This window comes from Halobacterium sp. KA-6 (assembly GCF_021029015.1).
In the GTDB taxonomy this organism is placed as follows: domain Archaea; phylum Halobacteriota; class Halobacteria; order Halobacteriales; family Halobacteriaceae; genus Halobacterium.
The window spans coordinates 1-1,456 of sequence record NZ_JAJJZH010000035.1; the positions used below are offsets into that span (position 1 = coordinate 1).

The 1,456-nt window shown below is 61.8% G+C and carries 2 protein-coding genes and 1 pseudogene; 1 reads left to right on the forward strand and 2 read right to left on the reverse strand.

Translation table 11 applies throughout. The features are described from left to right. Positions 1-538, reverse strand: a pseudogene (locus LPA46_RS18635) (hypothetical protein); the annotation flags it as partial. 70 nt (positions 539-608) lie between these two features. On the opposite strand from LPA46_RS18635, the gene LPA46_RS18640 reads away from it, so the two are divergent. Next, a complete protein-coding gene (locus LPA46_RS18640) occupies positions 609-977 on the forward strand; it encodes a hypothetical protein (RefSeq protein WP_230893808.1) in 369 nt (122 codons plus the stop codon). Between the two features lie 215 nt (positions 978-1,192). Here LPA46_RS18640 and LPA46_RS18645 read toward each other — a convergent pair. Further along, positions 1,193-1,456 (reverse strand): hypothetical protein (locus LPA46_RS18645; protein WP_230893809.1); only part of this gene is annotated, 264 nt, incomplete at its 5' end.

Consider the following 1,456-nt stretch of genomic DNA (forward strand, 5'->3'; position numbering starts at 1 on the left):
GGTACACGTACAGAATCACCAGCACCAGCGCGACACCGACACCCGCGAACGCGGTCTTCTTCGACACCGGCAGCGGAATCCCGCCCGACGACTCGCTCGCTGCGCCAGCCGCAGCTGCGCCAGTCCCCAGCGCCGCCCCCGCTGCCGCCTTCGTCGCGTCGTCGCTGTCGTCGCCGTCCTCGGCCTCGGGCTCGTCCTCCTCGTCCGCCTCGATCTCCTCGGCGTCCTCGTCGGCTTCGGCCTCGTCCGCCTCCTCGGTGTCCTCCTCGTCACCGTCGCCCGCCTCTTCTACCAAGTTCTCGATAGAAGGAATCTCGTCACTCTCGTCGGGATCGTCGTCGTCGGCCTCGATGCTCGGTCGCACCGGACCCTCCACGTCCCCCTGAAGTTCTTCCCGATGCATCCGGCCCACTTCTCCCTTGTGCGCGTCGTCAGTCAGCCGCGAGATGTGGGCTTCTACAGACGACGGCTTTCCCGAGTAGTCCTCACACAGAGGACACTCGCATTCGCCACCGCCCGCGTCCTGAGTAGTTGCCATTCTATTACTGCCTCTACTACAACCCTTCTACACCGTTACAACTAAACCTTACGTCACACTAGACCATTACATGACTGATAGGGTACTCCTGACCGAACAGCGCGAAAACGTCCTTAACGGCGAATACGACGGCTCAGACGCCGCACTCCGCAACCAGAAGTCCCGGCTTAGAAAAAGTAGTCAGACAGCACTACAAGAACTCACTCAGGTCGCCGAAAGCCAGCACATCGACCACACCGACGTATTCGATCCCGACGACGTGTTTCGTCTACTCCGCGCACTACTCACACCCGTCTATCCCGACCATTACGCCGACCACGAAGACTTCGGCGGCCTCACCCACGAGAAAGACATGACCGACGAGTGGAACGCCTACGCCAGCCGCCTCCAGGTCCAGCTGGCGAAGCTCGTTCTCGAAGAACCAGACGCCGACGAGTAGCCCCGAACCCTCGCCTTTCCCACACGTCTCAACACTCTTCTTCCCGCCACCTCCCCCATCCGCCGGTTCACGAGAAATCGTAACAGAACCGAACGTGACAGCAATCAGACCGACGCCACGCAGCCCCCGACTTTTCTAAAACACTTCTTTCGTTTGGGTGTCTGCTGGGTACTCCTAAACGAAAAGAACCCTCTGCCGTCTGTCAATCTCTCAGGTCACTCCCCGTTCAGCATGACCTGGAACGCCTCCCGACCTTGCTCTTCCGTCGTCGGGTGCTTCAGTCCCGGCGGCGGCTCGATCCTCCCCAGCCGCCAGTCCCGCGCCACCTTCATGGCGTCCACCACCTCCGGCGGCGGGTCCGACTGCCGCAGGTACATCGCCACGTCGAAAACGTCGATGAGCAACCCGTCACAGTCGTCGTGTGGGCACTCCCCGAGGTCGTCGCTGTCCTCTTCCCCGCCACCGTCGCCCTCCTCCTC